The following is a 19,414-nucleotide window of genomic DNA, read 5'->3' on the forward strand; positions in this document are numbered from 1 at the left end:
GTCGTTTGGTTGTCTACTAAACATACAGAATTTACGCATGGCACTTAGCGTTTCAGATCAATAGATCCTGCCGTAACCGTTGTTGGGGATCTTCTGCCGGGGAGTGCGGGAGGGATAACGGGAACTTACTCCGTATCGCGCAGCTATCGCCTCCCTTATTTTTTATTGATGCAACGGATGGTCGCAGGCCGCGAGGATTGACTCATGCATCGCTTCGGAAAGTGTCGGATGCGCAAAGATCATCGACAGAAGACTTTCATCTGTGGCCTCCAGGTGACGGGCGATACCAAACCCCTGGATCTGTTCCGTGACCTGTGCGCCAACCATATGCGCGCCCAGCAACTCGCCGGTTTCAGCATCGAAAATAGTCTTCACAAAACCCTCCGTCTCGCCGCTGGCCAGCGCCTTACCATTGCTCTGATAAGAGAACTTACCGATCCTGACGGGTCGTCCTCTGGCCAGGGCCGTCGATTCCGTCAGGCCCAGACTGGCAACCTGAGGCCGGGAATAAGTGCAACCGGGCACATAGTCGCGATCAAGCGGGTGGGTGCCTTCGACACCAGCCAGTGTCTCAATGCAGATCACGCCTTCGTGGCTGGCCTTGTGCGCCAGACACGGCGGGCCGGCTACATCGCCGATGGCATAAAGCCCAAATACGTTAGTGCGACAAGCCGCATCCGTCTTGATAAAACCGCGGTCTAACTCGACGCCCAGTGCTTCCAGCCCCAGATCTTCAATATTCGGCTGTACGCCAACCGCCAGCAGCACGCGTTCGACTTCCAGGAAAGATTCGGCGCTCGTATTTTTCATTGTACAGCGCACCCCGGTATCGGTGAGCTGTACTTGCGTTACCTGGGTCTGGGTATGGACCTGAATCCCGCGCTTTTCGAATGACTTACGCACCGCCGCTGACACTTCGGCATCTTCCACGGGCAAAATCTGCGACGCTAGCTCGACCAGCGTCACTTTACAGCCCAGATCGTTATAAAGGCTGGCGAACTCGACGCCAATCGCGCCTGAACCGATGATTAATAGCGACCTGGGCAATCGCTTAGGCTGTAGTGCCTCGTAATAGGTCCAGATATATTCGCCATCTGGCTCTATGCCTGGTAATGCGCGTGGTCGGGCGCCCGTGGCCAGGATCACGTGATCGGCCCGGTAATCGTGCGCTTCCCCCCGGGCATCCGCTACCGTTATTTGTCCCTTACCGCGCAGCCGCGCGGTGCCATCAATCACCCTCACGCCATTTTTCTTCAACAGATACTCAACCCCGCCGGTGAGCTGTTGCGAAACGGCACGGCTAAACTGCACCAGTTTCTGCAGATCGACATTCACCTCACCCACGCTGATGCCCAGCTGACTGGCATGGGTGATACTGTGCGCGACCTCAGCGCCATGCAACAGCGCCTTGGTTGGAATGCATCCCCAGTTCAGGCAGATGCCGCCCAGATGTTGTTTTTCCACTAAGGCGGTACGAAGACCTAGCTGACCGGCACGGATGGCGGCCACATACCCCCCAGGACCCCCGCCGATGATCAGCACATCGTAATTATCGTGCATAGCTCGTCTCCTGGATAAACATCAGGGTAGGGGTTTCAGTCAGTCGCTTGAGTTCCTGGAGAAAAGCTGCACCTGCCGCCCCATCGATGACCCGGTGATCGCAGGATAGCGATACCGTCAGTTGGTGGCGCGCGACGATTTGCCCGTCGCGTACTACCGCCCGCATCTCGCCGGTGCCAATGGCGAGGATTGCGCTTTGCGGTGGATTGATGATGGCGTCAAACTGCCGTACGCCGAGCATCCCCAGATTTGACACGCTAAAGGTCCCCCCCTGGAACTCTTCCGGCTTCAGCGTGCCCGCTTTGGCCCTGGTCACCAGGGCGTGAATTTCGGCCGATATGTCGCTGATCGATTTCCGGTTCGCCGAGCGAACAATGGGGGTAATTAGCCCGTCAGGCAGCGCAACAGCCACTGAAATATCGGCATCCGCAAAGCGGCGGATACTTTGTGTCGCTTCATCAAACTGGATGTTGACGTCTGGCACGGCCACCAGCGCCAGGGCACAGGCTTTCACCAGCAGGTCGTTAACCGAAATCTTGACGCCGGGTACTTCGCGGTTAATTTCCTGACGAAACGCTAACAGTCGTTCCAGATCGAGATCGACACTCAAACGGAAATGGGGAGACTGTTGCTTAGAGGTTTGCAAGCGAGAAGCGATAGCCCGCCGCATACCGGACATGGGGATGCTCTCAAAGGGTGTCGGGGCACTCTCCTGCACAGGGCTGACCGGCGGGTGCCCGTCGAGCAACAACGCCGCAGCCAGCACATCATCGCGACTCACCCGACCGCGTGAACCGCTGCTTCGGCAGTCATGCAAGTTGATACCCAGCTTGCCGGCCAGGCGGCGCGCCAGCGGGGTGGCCGATACCTGGCTATCATCGGCATGCGAGCGGGGCGCTTTGCTGCGATGAACGGGTGGCGTCGGAGAGGCCAGGCGACCGCCGGCGGCAACGATCGCGCTTTCCAGATCAGAAACAGAGATACGATCCCCGCGTCCGCTGCCGCGGACCTTTTTCAGGTCGACACCCCAGCGGGCAGACAGTCGTAACGCATGGGGCGTGGCATTAACCTGAGTCACATCGGTCACGCCTTGCAGACTGACGGGGATGACGGTCTGCCCAATAGGGGGCTCCGGACTGTTGGATGGCGGCGAAACAACGGAAGGTGGCTTAGCGCCTGCCTGTGCCGCTACGTCCGGCGCGGCAGCCTCCGGGTCAGGGGCTGCGGGTTTCACCGTCGCCAGACTGGCAGCAAATTCGTCCAGTTCAGCATCGCTGACTGAAGCGTCAGCCACCAGAGCCAGCACGGCGCCAACCTGAAGCGTCTCACCCTCCCGGGCGATTATCCGGCGTAATGTACCGGCAAAAGGTGCCTCCAGCACATTGACGATTTTACTGGTTTCAATCTCACAGATTTCCTGCCCTCTGGTGAAATCGTCACCCTCCTGGATTGCCCATCGAGCGAGCAAGCCTTCCTCCATGGAAAGCCCCCACTTTGGCATTTCAAGCGTCTTGATTTCGCTCATAGGTTAATCCTCCAGCACTTGACGGACGGCGGCTTCGATACGTTCAACGCCAGGGATCCAGAGTTTTTCGAGAGCAGGGGAGAACGGGACCGGCGTGTGTGGCGGCGTTACCAGCAGTACGGGCGCTTTGAGGAAATGGAATGCCTGGGACGCAATCAGCGCCGCGACATCATGAGCAAAACCGAAGCGTGCAGCGGATTCGTCGACAATCACTACCCGCCCCGTGGAAGCCACCGATTCCAGAATACCTTCCTCATCCAGCGGCGAAATGGTTCGCGGGTCGACCACCTCGACCGAGATCCCCTCTCTGGCCAGTTTGTCCGCCACCTGGTTTGCTTTATGTACCATTGCCGACAACGCAATGATGGTGACGTCCTCTCCTTCGCGAGTGTAGTTGGCTACACCTAGCGGGATGGTATAGATCTCGTCCGGTACCTCGCCCTTGAGGTCGTACAGCATTTTATGCTCGCAGAATACCACCGGGTCGTCGTCGCGAATGGACTGGATTAACAGACCCTTGACGTCATAAGGCGTCGAGGGCACCACCACTTTCAGTCCAGGCGTGGTGGCAAAGATATTATAGGGTGACTGTGAATGCTGGGCCGCGGCGGAAAACCCTGCGCCGATCATCCCTCGCATTACCAGCGGAGCTCTGGCTTTGCCACCAAACATGTAGCGGAACTTAGCCGCCTGGTTATACAGTGCATCGTGACTCACACCAAAAAAATCCATGAACATCAATTCCGCGACTGGCCGCAGCCCCGTTGCTGCGGCGCCGGCCGCCATACCGATAATGGCCGACTCGGTAATGGGCGTGTCGATCACCCGATCGGAGCCGAACTGCGTCCACAGCCCTTTAGTGACACCCAGCACACCGCCAAAGGCTTCAATCTTTGCCTCTTCGGGCGCATTTCCGCCATGACCGCCACGCAAGTCTTCACCGATGAGCACTACGCGTTCATCGCGTTCCATTTCCTGAGCCAGGGCTTCCTTGACCGCTTCACGATAGGTTTTTATTGTCATGGTTATCACCCTCAGTATGAGACGTACACGTCTGTCAGCAGGTCTTCCGGAGCCGGGTAGGCAGCGGCGCGGGCCTTCAATACGGCATCGTTGACCAGGGCTTCTACTTCCTCGTCAATCGCCGCCAGTTCTTCCTGGGTGATATGTTGCTTGACCTTAGCGGTGAAAATCTTCAGCGGATCATGTTGTTCACGCAGGCGTTGCACTTCACCTTCCGCGCGGTATAGCGCGGGATCGCCCTCAAAATGACCATGCCAGCGGAAGGCTTTGGCCTCAATGACGCTTGGGCCACCGCCTTCTCGCGCACGCTTGACCGCCTCTGAGGTTGCCTCATAAACGGCAAAGAAATCGGTGCCATCGACGGTCACTGCCGGCAGGCCGAAGCCAGCGGCGCGCCGGGCGATATCACGCCCACCCACGGCGTAGTCATGGCCGGTCCCTTCGCCGTAACCGTTGTTCTCGAAAATAAAGACGGCTGGAAGCTGGAGCACGACGGCCATATTGATGGCTTCAAAGACCAGGCCCTGATTAGAACCCCCATCGCCCGTAAAAGAGACCCCGACGTTGCCGGTTTTTAGCGTTTTTGCCGTTAGCGCGGCGCCGATGGCCAGTGGAGGGGCCCCCCCAACGATAGCGTTCGCCCCCAGCATTCCTTTCGACAGATCGGCAATGTGCATCGAGCCACCCTTACCGCGACATAACCCGCTGTCCTTACCGAATATTTCGGCCATCATGCCGTGAATGTCACAACCTTTAGCAATACAGTGGCCATGTCCACGGTGTGTTGAACCAATGAAATCTGCGCTCGTTAAATTTTCGCAGACCCCCACCGCGATGGCCTCCTCACCGGTATAAAGGTGAATGAAGCCCGGAATATCACCGCTGGTATTTTCCTGATGCAACCGCTCTTCAAAGGTCCTGATCTCCCGCATCTTGCGGTAAGCCTGCAATAACGCCTGTTTGCTGAGCATCGTTTAATTCTCCTCAATAAAGGTCACCCAGGCGGGGCCAACAGACAAGGCGGATAACCCTGGCCACACCCATGCAATGAATCTACGAGCGGTTAAAGGGAGTGCGAAGCCACCTTCATGGGGGGGTAGGTGGGGGTTTTCATGCTTGAGGTCAAACTTTCTAAATTTTATGTAGCCATAAAGTTTGCCTGCCCCATGTCATCCCGGTGGCTGGCGTACAATTGAAAAAAAACAAAACGAGTAGACACCACGGATGAAGCCATTGGATTTAGAAGGTCGCCAATCACCCTCACTGGTCTCCGGGCCATTGCGGCTGACGCGAGGCTTGCCGCTAATCCTGACCAAATTCGTCCCGCCTCGCTCTTCAATACAATTGCTGGAGCGCCCCCGGCTTCTTCAGCTTCTCAGTCCCGTTCAGCAGTGCCGGCTGGGCGTCGTCTGCGCCGGCGCTGGATTTGGCAAAACCACTTTGTTGGCACAATGGCATCAGCAGATGGTCGCCCAGGGTGAACGTATCGCCTGGCTGAGCCTCGATGAGGATGATGATGACGTATGGCAGTTTATTCCTTATCTGCTGCAAGCATTGCGTCCACTCTATGCTGACTGGGACGCCGATTTCTGGCGTGACATGGAAGAACAGAAGCTCTCCAGCTCCGAGCAACTGCTGGCCGGGCTCATTAACCAGCTACACTATTGCCCGCATGACGTATACCTGATCATCGACGACTTCCACGTGATTAACGATCGTGGGGTCTATGAAGCCGTGGGGTATTTAATCAAGCATGCGCCTGCCGCCTTGCATCTGATCATTGGCAGCCGTTTCCACCCGAATCTTGCGCTGAGCCAGCTGCAGGCCCAGGACCAACTGGTGGAAATCTATGATCGAGACCTGCAATTCACGCTCGAAGAAACAAAACACTATTTTAGCCGCACGGTTGCGCTACCCCTCAGCAACCACCATGCACAGCGGCTACAGTCCGTGACTGAGGGCTGGATTGCAGGGATGAAGATCGCTTCATTGTCCGCAGAATTACAGCATGATCCCGAGCATCTGTTGCGCAATATGCATGGAGGAACACGGTCCATTGCCCGCTATCTGAAAGAGGTGGTACTGGATCCGCTGCCGGAAGAGGTTCTCGATTTCCTGGTAAAAACGTCCTTCCTCAGTCGGTTAAATGCCGAATTATGCAACGCAGTGACAGGACGAGATGATAGTAAAGCGATGCTGACATGGATTGAGCGACACAACCTTTTTTTGTCAGCCCTTGACGAACAAGGCTACTGGTTCCGCTACCATCCTCTGTTGCAGGAAAATCTTCGGACCATGCTGCAGCAGAACAACGATATTGATCGCAAACAGCTACATGAATTAGCCAGTCATTGGTTCGTCGAACAGAAGCTGTGGTCTGAGGCGGTACGCCATGCGCTCAGCGCAGGCAAGCCGGTGCATAGCCCCGTACAGGACGGCGCAAGCGCTCAGTCACTGGCGGAAGAAGGGGATATCGATACCTTGATCTCATGGATGCATCATTTACCGCCCAGTACCGATCCTTCGCGCATAGACCTGCAAATTAATCTGGCCTGGGCACTGGCGCATTATTTCCACTTTGATGAGTCGAGGCAGCTGCTTGATAACCTCGATCAGATGGTACTTCATCATCGTGAGGATTTAACCCGCAGCACCTGGTGTAAATTGCGGGTTGTGCGGGCAATTTGCGAAGCCTTTGCGGAAAACATCCCGGAGAGTCTGGCTATTGTTCAGCCGTTGCTGGCCGAAGTGCCCTGCGGCGACACCTGGGTTGATGGTCTGATATGCAATATTCTCAGCTATTGCCATGTTGTTAACCAGCGCTATCACGATGCGCTGGAGGTTCAACAGCATATGCCCTCTCCGGAAAGTCCTTTAGATAATCTGTTTGTCTCGGTTTATCGCGCTTTTATCATTGCCCAGTGCCATCTTTGTCAGGGCGATCTGGGTAAAGCCGGGTGGTACGCAGAGAAAACGTTGCGCCAGGCTGAATGTTATACCGGTACCCAGTCGACCAGTGGCGCGACGCTGGCGCCGCTGCTGGCGGAGATAGCCTATGAATGTCAGAGTGGTGACTCGCCCGATCATCTGTTAGCCGACCGGCTCGAATTCATCGACCGATTCAGTCCACCCGATGCGCTGCGTCGTTGCTATACCTATCTCGCGCGTCAGGCCCTGGATGGCGATATGCCGTATGAGGCCGAGCGATTGCTGGAGCATGCGCAGCGTCTTGCCGTGTCTCGCGGCTGGCAACGGCTCCAGGCCATGATGTTAGCCGAGCAGGTGAGGGTGCGGCTGCAGCGCGGCAATGTCACAGGCGCAGAGCAACTGCAGCGACAACTTGAACAAATGGCCGCCAGCTTCAGAATGGATGCCGAACATCCCTGTCAACGCGCTATCGCTCTGTCTGCATCCCTTAGCCACTGTCGCCTTCTTCTCGCCAGAGGCCAGGCGCCGCAAGCCTGTATTCTCCTGGCTGAGATGGTCTCCGATCAGGAAAGGCGGGGGGACAAGTTAACCGCAGCGCGTCTGCGTACGCTCTGGTCATTGGCCTTGTGGAACAGCGGCAAAACTGCCGCTGCGCGCACAACATTTCAGCCAGTCGTGCAGCTGGCTGAACAACAGCATCTCACGGGCCTCTTTCTTGATGCTGGCGATACCTTGCAACCTTTGCTTGCCGGTATGAATGAATCCTCTTCGGCTTGTACTGAGGAAGGGATAGTCCATGAACCCTGGGCCGGCAAGCGCGCGCCTGCAGATGGAACACCGTTTAATAGTGGAAGCCCCGATATTCATGGGGAACTCAGCGAGCGAGAATTTCAGATATTACAACTGATCGCTGAAGGTCAGATGAATAAAGAAATTGCTCGCTCCCTCGCTATTTCTGCCGAGACGGTCAAATGGCACATCAAAAACATCTACGCGAAGCTTAAAGTGAATAGCCGCACTCAAGCGATGAGCCGGGCGCTGGAGATGAAATTACTGGATTAACGGTTTGAAGAGGGAGGGCTGGATATAAAATATTATTAAGATGGCATTGCTCATCGCCGCTTACGTTACGGGGCTATGAGCCATGGATAATTGAAGTGGTCAACAAAAACTGGCCACCGCGTTAGAGTTTTTCCAGTATCGGTTTTCTGATTCGTTTGGCGGTAACCCACCATTATATTCGTGCGGTCTTAGTGCGCTGTAATATCCAACGATATAGTCCGTTATTGCGTGAGCTGCATCGCTGAAGCTTACATAGCCCGTCGCCGGCACCCATTCGTTCTTCAGACTCCTGAAGAAGCGCTCCATTGGGCTGTTATCCCAGCAGTTTCCACGCCGACTCATACTCTGCCTGATCCGGTATCGCCACAGTAACTGCCGGAACTGCCTGCTCGTATAATGGCTGCCTTGATCGCTGTGGAACATCACCCCGACGGGCTTACCACGGGTTTCCCATGCCATTTCCAGTGCTTTCATGGTGAGCCTGCTGTCCGGCGAGAACGACATGGCCCAGCCCACTGGTTTTCTTGCGAACAGGTCGAGAACAACGGCGAGGTACGCCCAGCGCTTACCCGTCCAGATATAGGTCACATCACCGCACCACACCTGATTTGGTTCCGTTACGGCGAACTGTCGCTCAAGATGATTCGGGATAGCAACGTGCTCATGACCGCCACGCTTATACCGGTGAGTCGGCTGCTGGCAACTGACCAGCCCCAGCTCTTTCATGAGTCTGCCAGCAAGCCAGCGCCCCATCTGGTAACCTCTCTGGGTTGCCATTGTGGCGATGCTTCTTGCTCCGGCAGAGCCGTGGCTGATGCCATGCAGTTCAAGTACCTGACTGCGTAATACAGCCCGTCTGCCGTCTGGCTTTTCAGGACGGTTTTTCCAGTATTTGTAGCTGCTGCGATGAACCCCGAACACATGGCAGAGAGTGGCCACAGGATAACGCGCCCTGAGTTTCCCGATTATCGAGAACTGTTCAGGGAGTCTGACATCAAGAGCGCGGTAGCCTTTTTTAATATTTCATTTTCCATTTCAATACGTTGTAGCTTTTTCCTGAGCTCACGGATTTCAATTTGTTCCGGGGTAATGGGGGAGGCTTTTGGTGTTTTGCCCTGCCGTTCATCACGTAATTGTTTCACCCATCGCGTCATTGTGGAAAGGCCGACATCCATAGCGCTGGCTGCATCTGCCACGGTGTAGTTCTGGTCAACGACCAGTTGAGCGGATTCGCGTTTAAACTCTGCGCTGAAATTTCTTTTTTTCATTATGACACCTGTGTTGTTCTGAGGTGAGCATATCACCTCTGTTCAGGTGGCCAAATTCAGTAAACCACTTCAGGCCGAGATCCGCTGTCTTCAGAAAGAGTTGAAGCGGATTACGGACGAACGAGCAGACGCCTGTCTTCTCGGAACTTTGGGAAAACTGGCTCGAGTTTCGCGCTTCCAGTATACCAATCGGTCCTCGAACGCTTATCGACTATATATGCACCTATAAAAGACACCTTGAGAAAAAGTTGGGGAAAGTTTACGTTTGTGATTTACTCCGTGCATTTCTATCCTAGCATCAGAGCGACTTACCTCAGACAAGTGCGGAATGGGGGACGAAAAGGCCTAATCATCATTAAACATGACCCTAGATCATGCCAGTCTCCAGGGGCTCATTGACCACAACCCTGCACGCCTATCCAGCTTGCTCAGGAACTGTTGTTCGGTGTTGTTCATAAGGTCGTTCGCTGTGAAAACGCAACGACGGCCCCTTGCAAGTATGATTTTGGAATGCGGTTCGCAAAAAGATACCCGGAACAGGTACCATTACATACGACACAGCGTAAAGAAATTTGCTTTTGATCGATAAATAATAGGAAACTAACCGCCATTCCATTAAATCTGCTTGCACCGTTCATCCCCTGAACGGTCGGAGTGGTTTGCGGACCACGGCGCGGCGATGACTATCACAACTCATAAATTTTGATTGAAGGTAATCAAAATGTTGTCGATGGTAATCTGAATGCTGATTAATATATTCAAAGGGTAAAAATATGTCCTGGCTTAATTCCTTTTTAGTTACTCTTACATCTGTGGAGCCCCATAATGTGCCCTTCACCGTAATCAGCATCGTAAGCTTGGCCGTTGCTTGCTTTCTTTTCTTTTATTTATTCCGAGCTATTAAAATTGTTAACAGCCTGAAAAAATACACCCGATCAATTACTAGCATTGAAAGCAGTTCTCCAGAGGAACAGCTTGCACATCTGCAAAATCTGTTTAAGCGCCCTGAGCTCAAACACGCGTGGAATGAGTTTGAAGAGTCGTTACATCCTCAACGCGAGCTAGAAGGTGGGGAAGAAAAAATTGTCCGTATTCGTGCCACGGCGCCAAGCTCTAGCTACTTCTCCGAACAACAGTTAGTCGATATCCCACTCAATACGGAATTCTTCAAGCACCTGCCCGGTATTCTGACCGGTGTGGGTATTATCGGTACATTTTACGGCCTGATGATTGGCCTCAACCACTTCGATCCCAGCACTCCAGAGCAGGTTACCAGCAGCGTCAATAATTTGCTGCACGATGTGTTGTATGCTTTCCTTGGCTCTGCCGTGGCTATTGCTGCCTCTATTTTCATCACCTGGCTGGAAAAACTATCCATCGCCAAGTGCTATAAGTATCTCGAAAAATTTACCGCCGCTATCGACAAGCTCTACGTTAGCGGCGTAGGTGAGGAATACCTCGCCTCGCTGGTGAAATCCAGCAACGAAAGCGCAACCCAGGCGCGTCATCTGAAAGAGAGCCTAGTTACCGATCTTCGTGACATGCTGCTTCATCTCGCCGAAAGCCAGAAAGTTGAAAATGAACGCCTCGCGAATACGTTAAGCAACACCTACCGTGAATCAGGCGCACAGTTTGCCGATCAGGTGAGCGGGGCAATTGAAAATAGCCTGAAGTCACCGCTGGATAAAATTGCGGGTGCGGTTCAGACTGCCAGCGGCGATCAAAGCGGCATGGTACAGAACATGCTGCAGGATGTGCTCACCGCATTTATGGCGAAGCTCGACACCACCTTTGGCCAACAGTTTACGAACCTTAATGAAATGATGGGGCAAACCGTAGGCGCCATCCAGACCATGCAGAGCGGCTTCTCCGCACTGTTGCAGGATATGCGTCAGGTCAGCGATGACTCCCGCCAGGGCAGCGCACAGTTGATGGAGCAGCTGTTATCCGAAATGAAATCGGGCCAGCAGGCAATGCAGGCTGGAATGAACGATATGCTCAGTAGCCTTCAGGCATCCGTCGCCAAAATCGGTGCTGAAGGGGAAGGCGCCGGTGAACGAATGGCACGTCAGTTGGAAAAAATGTTCGCTGACAGCGAGGCGCGAGAAAAAGCGCAGGCCGAGCACATGTCCGCATTTATTGAAGCCATTCAGAATTCAGTGCAACAGGGACAAAGTGCCACGATGGAAAAAATGGCGACCTCTGTTGAAGCGCTTGGTGAACAGTTAGGTAGCCTGTTTGGTCAGATCGATAAAGGCCAACAGCAGATTTCCGCAAACCAACAGGTAAATCAGCAATCACTGCATGAGCAGACACAGCGAGTAATGAGTGAAGTGGACGATCAAATCAAACAGCTGATCGAGACCGTTGCCAACCAGCATCAGGGAACGACCGAAACACTGAACAAACTCGCAGAACAAACCAGCCGACAGATTCAGGATATGCAAAACGGCGCAGACAAAATGCGCGTTGCCGCCGAGCGATTTGAACATGCAGGAGATCGGGTATCAGAGGCCAACCACCTCACCGCAGATGTTCTGAACAAAGCACAATCAGCCGGTTCATCGCTTTCACTTGCCACTAGCGAACTCACGTCTGTGGTGGCGGATTACCGTAATAATCGGGAAGCCGTTAGCAAATCCATCGCCATGCTGGAGCTACTTGCTGCCAATACCCAGTCAGAACAAACCACTCGCAGCCAGTTCATCACCGATCTTAAGCAGCATGGCGAGCGCCTGCAAAGTTATAACCGTGAAGCGCAGACCTTTATGGAAAATGTTAGCGACGTGCTTGGCAAAGGGTTTGAAGACTTCTCAGAGGGCGTTTCACGTAGCCTGGATAAAACACTGGGCAAACTGGATGTCGAAATGGCAAAAGCCTCTAACTTGCTCGCTGGCTCTGTCGAACAGATCGGAGAAAGCGTCAGCGAACTTGATGATGTTCTGTCTCGCGTACGTGCCTGAGGGGGGATAGATGATGTTTGCGAATGCATTTGGCGTTAAAAAGCGCCATAGTGATGAAGCTGAAAAACCCTTCTGGATTTCTTACGCCGATCTAATGACCGCTATGATGGTGTTATTTTTGGTCGTCATGGTAGCGTCATTGAGTTCAGTGACCCAACGTATTCAGCGTGCAGAACAAGGTGAAAAAACGAGGGGACAGGATATCTCCAGATTATGTGAACGCCTGGAATTGCATGCTCGCAGCGTGAATAAAACGATTGTGGTTGATTGCCACGATAACCGCATCAGCTTCGGTGAAGCAGGCCGGTTCGACCACAACCGATTTTTCCTGAATGCCGAAGGGCAAAAAGCATTACAGGATGTAGTGCCGCTTGTACTTGAAGCCTCCGACAGCGAAGAAGGTAAAAAGTGGTTTAAGCAAATCGTCATTGAAGGTTTTACTGACACCGATGGCTCGTATCTTTACAACCTGCATCTATCCTTACAGCGTTCTGAATGGGTAATGTGTAGCTTGCTCGATAGCCGCAGCCCTCTGCAAAAGAGCATCTCCGCAGAACAACAAATCCAGATTCGTAAGCTTTTCCTTGCGGGTGGCGTCTCCTTTAACAACGCTAAAGAGAGCAAAGAAGCCAGCCGTCGCGTCGAGCTACGCATGCAGTTCTTTGGGCTCAAAGATAAACGCGATGGCACTGAAGAGGTGGATTTTCCGCCTGTTGTGAATAAAGAAGTTTGCCAGTTGGTAATGCCACAATGACGCACGCACTGAGTTCACTTTCGCGACGTATTGCAGCGAAGCTGTCTTCAAGCCATCAGGATGAAAATTACCTGCATAATGATTTCAATGCGTTGAGCTCAGCAGCGAATGATATGGAAAAACGTTTTGATAACGCAGAGAAAATTCCCACTCCTCCACATGAAATGCGGTTAGCAGCCCTGCGTCGTTTCCGCCTTGCGGAAGAACTGACTGAACGTGAGTGGCGGATGGTGTTTTATGGCCTCGCCGATAGTGACCCACTACATCCAGACCAACCGGTATTACTTGAAGATGATGCTCTCTTTCCCGAAATAAACAGTGCAATTGAAAAAAGAATAGAAACCAAAACACTGAGACGTCGGGACTGGGCAGCACTCTGTTCAAGCTATTTTACCTACAGACATGAGTCTCCTGAAACAAACCCACACTGGTGTGTGCTACGCGGACATATTGCCAAAGGTTACTTCGTGGTGAAAGCTGCTATCCGCAGAGAAAAGTCGTGGATGAAAACTATTGAGTTTTATCACGACATTTTTACGCCTCAGGCAGGCGGTGTGATATCCCAGCAGCTCCTTTCCGGTGAGAGCAACTCTTTATCATCATTAGAAAGAATAGCGCAAATCCCCGACAGTAGCTGGTTGTGGAAGCGTATTTTCACGGTGCTGCTGGCGCAGCTTGATACTCTGGACGACCCTCAGTACTTGGACAAAATCAGTTGGCTTTTGGGCCTGGCCGCGCAATGGGTACGTTTTCGTGATGACATCATGACGGCGACTTTAACCCGTTACTATCATTCAACCTACCGCGATCAAGCGCATCCCGCCCTGAAACAGGCTGCACTGGAATACTGGGATAACCCGCAACTGAAAAGCCAACAGAACAAATGGCATCAGTATGTATCTGAACCTGTCGCAGCGATGGTTCGGAGCTGGCTGGCAAAACAAGATCTGATGCACTTCTTTGAGCTATTGCGCGGCAATGGTGACGTTGATCAGGCACGACTTTTTTACTGGCTGCGTTTTGCGAACCAGATGGGATTCACTCGTATCGTGATGGGGCAGGATGCCTGGACCGATCGTGACAGCGATTTTGTGAAATTCCGGGAGGAGAATCGTGGGAGGCTGAGCCATCTGCGCGGTGGCCGTAGTTTTGATAACGCGATGATCATGCAGATAAACGATTACATCTTCGTTGAATTTTCAGGAACGGGGAACGCGATGTACGCTTACCGCATCGGCGAGGCTCCGTTCAATCCCGAGTCTGGCTCTCTGGAGATTAATGTGCACTTAAAAAGCCAGGGGCGCTGCATCCTGCGATTACCGCATGCTCCTCGGGCTTATGGATACAGCAACGTTCGCATCACCGGCTGGATGCTGAAATACGATGATGAACTGCACAAGCTGGGCATTCGCTGGATGGCTGAAGAACCCATTAAGTTTGTTGATAAAAAAGAGTCCTCCCCCACTTCGCTCTCTGATGTCAAAATCATTAATCCGCTGCGGGATACGGCCATACAGCGCCTGCTGGAAAATATTTCCTGCATCGTCAGCGATAATCGGCAAAAAGGTGGCGTGTTGTCTGTACAGCTCAAAACACCGGATGACACAACGGAAAGAGAATTACTCAGACTCGGTTTCACCCCCGTGGCCAAAGAACCGCACCGTTACTGGATCAAATAATGCTAAAACGTCTGTTAAGTAAACTGACGGGAGACCGTCAGCAGATAGAACGCCACCTGAAGAATCAGTACCGGGCTGAAGAAAACGGGCTCAGCTTCCCTCAATCTTTGGTGGATGATCCCGAGCTTTGGGCGCTGGCATCCTGGCTTGAGCAACTGGCTGAAGAAGACTATCTAATATCACTCACAGACCGATGGTTGCTGAGCTGGGAGGCGTTGTATCACCTGCTGGAAGATGAAGAGCATGCCAGTAGCCTGCCTCTAATTGGCATACCTGAAGTATTGCCTTTACGTGCAAGCATGAGTTCACGAGGAGCGCTAAGCGATAAGGATTTCCGCGTCTGGATTGCTGAATGGACTACGCTTCCCTCACGTCAAACTATCCGTTTCAGCCGCACCGGGGCTATTTTTACTCATGAAAACCAGCAGCATCTGTTATCACGAGAAAACTGGGCGCTCTTGCAGGCAACCGAGCAGCTAAGCATCCAGCAAACTCAGGCCCCCGGCGAAACCACTAACCAGCTGGGATGGGCCACAATTCGCAAATGCGCGAAACAGGCCGCTGCAAAATTTGATGATTATTTAGAAAAAACGCATGTCATTAAACCCACTTCATTGTCGTTACGCCTCCGTAAGGCGACAGTTGCTGATACTGCCGTTATCGAGATTGAACCCCACTTTGAGGACCAACCCGCAAACTGGCTTGGCAGTTTTGACAAGAACTCACAGGTTCACGATAGCTATCGCATTCCCGGGGAGAACGGCGAGCTTAGCCACGTCATCATCCCACCTGAAGTAAAAGAAGTTCTGAATTCTATACACTCAATTCCCGGTCGCCGTGTTGCCGGAAGTGAAGCTCTTTCCTTTGTTCGCAATCCCTATACTTTCCTGGGTGAAGATGCCGCCAGTGTTATTGCCCCTGAGGAACACGAACAAGCACTGTTTGATGCCCATATTTTCTTTCATCACTTTAGGCTTCAACCCCAAATTAATGATGAGAATAAGATAGAGAGTATTACGCTAGTGCTGGAGCCTGTCTCACCGGTGCCGCAACCCGAGGTGTCATTCCTCTTCTCTGCTCCATGGGAGTTAGATAAATTTATTCAGGCCTTAGGGATAAGTGTTGCCGCACAAATGCCTGCAGGTTCCTGGCAGGGTTACGAACTGGAACTGAGTCAATTCACTGAACAGCAATGGCATGATTGCCAGTCGCTACTGTTACGTTGGCAACAGGAAGTCGAAGGTAAAGAATTTAACGATGTCCTGGATCTTGGTAAATATGGCGATCGGGTCATTGGCATTGGTGAGTTCGAAAAAATATCATCTCCCTGGCTAACCAAGGCGCAAAGTGAAAGCTGGCTTCCTGATGGCATCGACTTCTCCGAATTTTCGGTAGAAACACTGGATGGTTGGCAACCTGATAACCTGCAGCATTTCGATGAACTGCAGGAGAGAATCATCCAGGCAGAAGCGACTGGCGAAACGCATATCATCTCCCCCTGGAATGATTCCGAACTGATGCTAGACGCCGCGAAAACCTTCAGTAAGACTTGGGAAAAACAGCAAAAGGCAGCACAGAAATCAGAGAACATTGCTGTTGAAAAAGCTGCCCGGGCTGTACTCAAAATTGAACAGAACATTGAAGAAGCGGCCTATATCAAACAACGCCGAGATTCACTACTCAATGCACGTCATGCTGAACCTGAAATTCCTCTCAGCCTTAAAGAACATATTCGACTCAAAGACCATCAGCGTGAAGGCGTGGCCTGGCTTCAACAGCTACTCCTTCGTTCACCTCAGGAAACCGCAGGTTGCCTGTTAGCGGATGATATGGGGTTGGGGAAAACGCTGCAGATTCTGACCTTCCTGGTGTGGTTCATTGAAAAATTCCCTGACGAGCCACCAAGTCTCATCGTTGCCCCCGTCTCTCTTTTGGATAACTGGGAGCGTGAACTCGACAATTTCTTCTACACCTCTGGGATTTCGGTGATGAAATTGTATGGCGACACTATCAAAGCGGTGAAATACCCGAAACAGGCGATTCCTGCTCATCTCCAAAGTCAGGGGATTAAAAATTTGCTCAAACCCGGCTGGCAGGGTGAAGCGAAAATCATTCTGACAACCTACGAGACGCTTCGCGATCAGGAGTTCTCCCTGGCGCGCCAGCGATGGTCCATCATGGTCTGCGACGAGGCACAAAAAATAAAGAACCCGGCGGCATTAATCACTCATGCAGCCAATGCGATACAAGCAAGATTCAAAGTGGCATGTACCGGTACGCCTGTCGAAAACACGCTTGTAGACCTGTGGAGCCTTTTTGATTTCGCTCAGCCGGGACTGCTAGGGGCACTCAATGATTTTGGCAAACACTATGTTCGCCCTATCGAGAACGAAGCGGGTCGAGATACAGGGCGGCTTGAAAGCTTACGAGCACTGATTGAACCCCAGACATTACGCCGAACCAAAGAAGAGGTTGCGCGTGATTTGCCGCAAAAAATCGAAGTCGTCAGTTGTAAACAGTTGCCACTTTCAGACCCTCAAAAGCAACTGTATCTTTCTTCGATAGCGAACTGGCAACAACAGCAGGCACTTAGTGAAGGAATGCAGCAGGCGGGGGCGGGGATGCTGGGGTTATTACATCGTCTTAAACTTATTTGTGCACACCCGGCAGTCGTTAACCCTGAGCCTCGATATAGGGAAGGGTCGCCAAAGCTAAACTGGATGTTGAAAACGCTAGATGAAATTAAGCACACCAGCAAAGACAAAGTAATCATCTTTACTGAGCTGCGCGATCTCCAGCGCGAGATACAGCATGCTATTCAACAGCGATTCGGTTTCCGTCCGGTGATCATCAACGGCGACACCAGTACTAAGAATCATAGCCAGAATAGCCGCCAGCGATTGATTGATGATTTCCAGTCCCAATCCGGCTTTGGCGTGATTATTCTCTCCACCGTCGCAGTTGGATTTGGGGTTAACGTGCAGAAAGCAAACCACGTTATTCATTTCACCCGCTGTTGGAATCCGGCAAAAGAAGATCAGGCAACTGACCGCGCTTACCGTATCGGCCAGACAAAAGATGTATATGTGTATTATCCGACGGTAATGGACTCTGAAATCACGACGTTTGAAGAAACATTAGATGAACTCCTTCAGCGTCGCCGTGCATTGGCCAGAGATATGTTATGTTCTACACCTGAGCTGAGCAGTGCCGATTTTGAGAATATTTTAAAAGGGACATAAGCACTCAATTTTCGCACTACCAAAAAGAAGCTTAGATCCATTTCAAAGCCAATACCTGCTGCTGACCACCTCAATAAGAGGTAGCGTTAATCTAGGGATAAAAAAACCGCTGCATCGGGTTTGAGGTTTACCAGTAATATTCCAAGGGCCGATTGTTCGGTACCAAAGCAGGCTATCAGAATCTTCGCCAGTTACTACAGCATAAGCTAGGGCGCGATCATCAATGCGACGTCGGCGGGTCATATATAAGAAGCTGTTCCAAAGACGCGGATTTATGCCGTGATTCACGCGGGGCGCGTTGTCTCCATATCGAACGGTGTAGTGAATGTGTTTTATACGATAGTGAGTTGCGTACTGCACGCGCCAGTGCGGCAATGGTTTACCGTGGCGATTACGGTCTTTATGGGTATTAAATGTAGACATAAGTAAGCTCCAAATAAGGTACATTACAAATGTTCTACGGTGAAATCATGGTGCATTTATCCTCCTGCCAATCAGCATATCGCAAGTGGTAGTTAATCTCTTGCAAACTCATACCGTGGCGCTCACCCTGATTTCCAAACATAGGGCAAGAGCAAGATGTTTGGGGCGTGCAATGATTCCGGCCATGCGTGGCGACACTCTGGAGAAAACACGAAAATACTGGCGACGCTTCTGCTTCATGTGGCGCCCATGATGGCGGCATTCCGCTTGTGTACGTGACATTTTGAAACTCCATCATGCAGGGGCTCGTTGCCCTTACTTATGAGTTCCGAATGGGTAATCGGGCGAAAATTTATCACATTCGTTCTTATCTCTTGGCAAGCATGCCACCAGCCTTAGCTAGCCGTTGTGATCCGATGGCTGAAAACGTAGCAGAGGCGGATTTTTTATTAATCCGGTAAATCTTCCCAACATTACGCCTGTTTATTCTCTGTACTATCTTTACGGCAGGTTGCATCATTGAGCGCGGCACGAAGCGCGAGCCAGATTGATGGGGGGTCTGGGAGCGGATTAGAGATGCTGGCAACGTCATCGGTTTCAAGTCGTTGGCGGAACGATGCGACTATTCACACTTTGTACGCGTTTGAGCCAGGAAACGACACGCCGCTATGAGTTAACAATCCCAATTGCCATTATTAACCACAGCGGCAACTGCTACTAAAAATTCACTCAGTAAAAGATCCTATTTCAGGCGGTAGAAAGCTGTGCGTATCAATGGATTTAACAGGATTTTGAAGTGATGGTGCCGATAATAGGAGTCGAACCTACGACCTTCGCATTACGAATGCGCTGCTCTACCAACTGAGCTATATCGGCCCTGCAAGAGGTGTTCACGAGCGTGAATCACGAGGCAAAAGGTTAGAACTTAGCGGGCGATGCGTCAATAGCCAGTGGAATCAACTGCCTATTTTTGCATCGCCCGTTCTC

At 52.1% G+C, this 19,414-nt stretch carries 10 protein-coding genes and 1 tRNA gene; 5 read left to right on the top strand and 6 right to left on the bottom strand.

Features of this window, described 5'->3' with window-relative positions:
- Positions 1-162 precede the first annotated feature (162 nt).
- From lpdA to A1WC_RS20675, 4 genes are read right to left on the bottom strand one after another with little or no spacing between them, the layout of a single operon-like run.
- Positions 163-1,560 (bottom strand): dihydrolipoyl dehydrogenase, encoded by a 1,398-nt coding sequence (gene lpdA / locus A1WC_RS20690; protein WP_016160348.1) that lies wholly within the window; start codon positions 1,558-1,560, stop codon positions 163-165.
- Complete coding sequence (locus tag A1WC_RS20685; RefSeq protein ID WP_016160349.1) at positions 1,550-3,085, bottom strand: 2-oxo acid dehydrogenase subunit E2; 1,536 nt, start codon at positions 3,083-3,085, stop codon at positions 1,550-1,552. Before A1WC_RS20685 ends, lpdA begins: the two co-directional genes overlap by 11 nt.
- A gap of 3 nt (positions 3,086-3,088) precedes the next feature.
- Positions 3,089-4,108, bottom strand: a complete 1,020-nt coding sequence (locus tag A1WC_RS20680) for an alpha-ketoacid dehydrogenase subunit beta (RefSeq protein ID WP_002889881.1) — start codon at positions 4,106-4,108, stop codon at positions 3,089-3,091.
- A gap of 11 nt (positions 4,109-4,119) precedes the next feature.
- Complete coding sequence (locus A1WC_RS20675) at positions 4,120-5,079, bottom strand: thiamine pyrophosphate-dependent dehydrogenase E1 component subunit alpha (protein WP_002889884.1); 960 nt, start codon at positions 5,077-5,079, stop codon at positions 4,120-4,122.
- A gap of 253 nt (positions 5,080-5,332) precedes the next feature.
- Here A1WC_RS20675 and A1WC_RS20670 point away from each other — a divergent pair, with 253 nt between their 5' ends.
- Positions 5,333-8,098, top strand: coding sequence for a LuxR C-terminal-related transcriptional regulator (locus A1WC_RS20670; protein WP_016160350.1), 2,766 nt, complete (start codon positions 5,333-5,335; stop codon positions 8,096-8,098).
- A gap of 99 nt (positions 8,099-8,197) precedes the next feature.
- Here A1WC_RS20670 and A1WC_RS0124900 read toward each other — a convergent pair.
- Positions 8,198-9,366 (bottom strand): IS3-like element ISEc52 family transposase gene (locus A1WC_RS0124900; RefSeq protein WP_085929673.1). Its coding sequence is split into 2 segments (ribosomal slippage): positions 8,198-9,117 and positions 9,117-9,366, totalling 1,170 coding nucleotides; the frame shifts between segments, so codons are not numbered across the junction.
- A gap of 773 nt (positions 9,367-10,139) precedes the next feature.
- Here A1WC_RS0124900 and zorA1 point away from each other — a divergent pair.
- Genes zorA1 through zorD form a run of 4 tightly spaced genes read left to right on the top strand, consistent with a single transcriptional unit; the run spans position 10,140 to position 18,004 of the window.
- Positions 10,140-12,329: a type I Zorya anti-phage system protein ZorA1 gene (gene zorA1, locus A1WC_RS20660; protein WP_016160352.1), complete on the top strand. Its 2,190-nt coding sequence runs from the start codon at positions 10,140-10,142 to the stop codon at positions 12,327-12,329.
- Positions 12,330-12,342: 13 nt separating this feature from the next.
- Complete coding sequence (gene zorB1 / locus A1WC_RS20655; RefSeq protein ID WP_004195968.1) at positions 12,343-13,083, top strand: type I Zorya anti-phage system protein ZorB1; 741 nt, start codon at positions 12,343-12,345, stop codon at positions 13,081-13,083.
- Positions 13,080-14,762, top strand: a complete 1,683-nt coding sequence (gene zorC, locus A1WC_RS20650; RefSeq protein WP_016160353.1) for a type I Zorya anti-phage system protein ZorC — start codon at positions 13,080-13,082, stop codon at positions 14,760-14,762. Before zorB1 ends, zorC begins: the two co-directional genes overlap by 4 nt.
- Positions 14,762-18,004 (top strand): type I Zorya anti-phage system protein ZorD, encoded by a 3,243-nt coding sequence (gene zorD / locus A1WC_RS20645; protein WP_016160354.1) that lies wholly within the window; start codon positions 14,762-14,764, stop codon positions 18,002-18,004. The genes zorC and zorD overlap by 1 nt, the downstream gene beginning before the upstream one ends.
- Before the next feature lie 1,223 nt (positions 18,005-19,227).
- Here zorD and A1WC_RS20640 read toward each other — a convergent pair.
- Positions 19,228-19,303: transfer RNA gene (locus A1WC_RS20640), tRNA-Thr, on the bottom strand.
- Positions 19,304-19,414 lie beyond the last annotated feature (111 nt).

Origin of the sequence: Klebsiella sp. KTE92, from assembly GCF_000398905.1 — a bacterium.
Lineage (GTDB): Bacteria > Pseudomonadota > Gammaproteobacteria > Enterobacterales > Enterobacteriaceae > Klebsiella > Klebsiella variicola.

Bases quoted from the DNA above. Each gene is read 5' to 3' on its own strand.
- lpdA (WP_016160348.1), bottom strand. From the start codon at position 1,560: ATGCACGATAATTACGATGTGCTGATCATCGGCGGGGGTCCTGGGGGG.
- A1WC_RS20685 (WP_016160349.1), bottom strand. From the start codon at position 3,085: ATGAGCGAAATCAAGACGCTTGAAATGCCAAAGTGGGGGCTTTCCATG.
- A1WC_RS20680 (WP_002889881.1), bottom strand. From the start codon at position 4,108: ATGACAATAAAAACCTATCGTGAAGCGGTCAAGGAAGCCCTGGCTCAG.
- A1WC_RS20675 (WP_002889884.1), bottom strand. From the start codon at position 5,079: ATGCTCAGCAAACAGGCGTTATTGCAGGCTTACCGCAAGATGCGGGAG.
- A1WC_RS20670 (WP_016160350.1), top strand. From the start codon at position 5,333: ATGAAGCCATTGGATTTAGAAGGTCGCCAATCACCCTCACTGGTCTCC.
- zorA1 (WP_016160352.1), top strand. From the start codon at position 10,140: ATGTCCTGGCTTAATTCCTTTTTAGTTACTCTTACATCTGTGGAGCCC.
- zorB1 (WP_004195968.1), top strand. From the start codon at position 12,343: ATGTTTGCGAATGCATTTGGCGTTAAAAAGCGCCATAGTGATGAAGCT.
- zorC (WP_016160353.1), top strand. From the start codon at position 13,080: ATGACGCACGCACTGAGTTCACTTTCGCGACGTATTGCAGCGAAGCTG.
- zorD (WP_016160354.1), top strand. From the start codon at position 14,762: ATGCTAAAACGTCTGTTAAGTAAACTGACGGGAGACCGTCAGCAGATA.